This is a genomic window from Macrococcus capreoli, assembly GCF_025628935.1.
GTDB lineage: Bacteria > Bacillota > Bacilli > Staphylococcales > Staphylococcaceae > Macrococcoides > Macrococcoides capreoli.
This window is the reverse complement of record NZ_JAOTIS010000035.1, coordinates 1-2,134: the sequence shown is the minus strand read 5'-3', so window position 1 is coordinate 2,134 and position 2,134 is coordinate 1. Positions and strand designations below refer to the sequence as shown.

At 45.7% G+C, this 2,134-nt stretch carries 1 protein-coding gene; it reads left to right on the top strand.

Annotated elements, in window-relative coordinates; all coding sequences use genetic code 11:
- Positions 1-2,134 (top strand): Rib/alpha-like domain-containing protein (locus tag OCL94_RS13115; protein ID WP_262997368.1); only part of this gene is annotated, 2,134 nt, incomplete at both ends.

Sequence of the window (2,134 nt, the reverse complement as noted above, 5' to 3'; positions counted from 1 at the left end):
GACAGTACCAGCAGGACCTGTGACAATTCCAGTAACAGTAACGTATCCAGATGGCTCAACAGAAGTAATCGATGTTGTTGTAACAGTAGGCACAACAGATGCGGTAGATAATGCACCTGATTATGTAGATACAACAGTAGAACCAGGAGCAACAGTAACAATCGCACCACCAGTAAACGCAAGTGGTGTGGCATTACCAACAGGTACAACATTCGCACCAGGAGCAGTCGTACCAGCATGGGCGACAGTAAATCCAGACGGATCGATTACAGTGAACCCAGATGCGACAGTACCAACAGGTCCTGTAACAATTCCAGTAACAGTAACGTATCCAGATGGTTCAACAGAAGTAATCGATGTTGTTGTGACAGTAGGTACAACAGACGCAGTAGATTTAGCGCCTGATTATGTAGATACAACAGTAAAGCCTGGAACTACAGTAACAATTCCGGCGCCAACAGACGCAAGTGGAAAAGTGATTCCAGCAGGCACAACTTATGCACCAGCGGATGCAGCAACATTACCAGCATGGGTAAAAGTTAATCCGGACGGAACAATTACAGTAAACCCAGATGTGACAGTACCAGCAGGACCAGTAACAATTCCAGTAACAGTAACGTATCCAGATGGTTCAACAGAAGTGATTGATGTTGTTGTGTCAGTAGGTACAACAGACGCTGTTAATAATGCGCCTGATTATGTAGATACAACAGTAGAACCAGGAGCAACAGTAACAATCGCACCACCAGTGAATGCAAGTGGTGTGGCATTACCAACAGGTACAACATTCGCACCAGGAGCAGGCGTACCAGCATGGGCGACAGTAAATCCAGATGGTTCAATTACAGTGAAACCGGATGCTACAGTACCAGCAGGACCTGTGACAATTCCAGTAACAGTGACATATCCAGATGGTACAACAGATGTCATTGATGTAGTCGTTACAGTGGGTACAACGGATGCGGTTGATAACGCACCAGATTACGTAGACACTGCAGTAGCTCAAGGTACTTCAGCAACAATCGCAGCACCAGTCAATGCTGATGGAACTGCATTACCAACAGGAACAACATTCACACCGGGAGCAGGCGTACCAGCATGGGCGACAGTAAATCCAGATGGAACAATTACAGTAAACCCAGGAGCAACAGTACCAGCAGGTCCTGTAACAATTCCGGTAACAGTAACGTATCCAGATGGCTCAACAGAAGTAATTAATGTTGTTGTGACGGTTACGGATCAAACTGCACCAGTAGTTGATGTAAATCCAGTAAAAGCTGGTGATACAACAGTAGGCGGAACAAGTGAACCAGGAAGTACAATCACAGTAACATTACCAGACGGCACGAAAGTATCAACAGTTACGCAACCAGACGGCACATGGACAGTGACAGTACCAGCATTAAAAGAAGGTGACGTAGTATCAGCAGTATCAACAGATGCAGCAGGTAACGTATCACAACCATCAAGTGAAACAGCACCAACTACACCAGTAGTAGATACAACACCACCAGCAGCACCACCAGTTAACCCAGTAACATCAGAAGATCCAGCAGTAACAGGTATCGGTGTACCAGGCAACACAATTACAGTAACGTTCCCAGATGGAACGAAAGGTACTGCAGTTGTACAACCAGACGGCACATGGACAGTACCAGTACCAGCAGGCGTTGATTTAGTAGGTGGCGAAGTATTACCAGTAACATCAACAGACCCAGCAGGTAACGTATCACCTGAAACAAAAGTTACAGTATCAGACGTAACACCACCAGCAGCACCACCAGTAAATCCAGTAACATCAGAAGATACAGCAGTAACAGGAACAGGAACACCTGGCGATACAATTACTGTTAAGTTCCCGAATGGTTCAACAGGGACAGCAGTTGTGAAACCAGATGGAACATGGAGTGTAACAATTCCAACAGGTGTAGACTTAGTAGGTGGCGAAGTATTACCAGTTACTGAAACGGATCCAGCAGGTAACGTATCACCAGCAACATCAGTAACAGTAACAGATACAACTGGTCCAGCAGCACCAACAGTAAGACCAGTAACATCAGAAGATACAGCAGTAACAGGTATCGGTGTACCAGGCAACACAATTACAGTAACATTCCCAGACGGAACAAAAGGC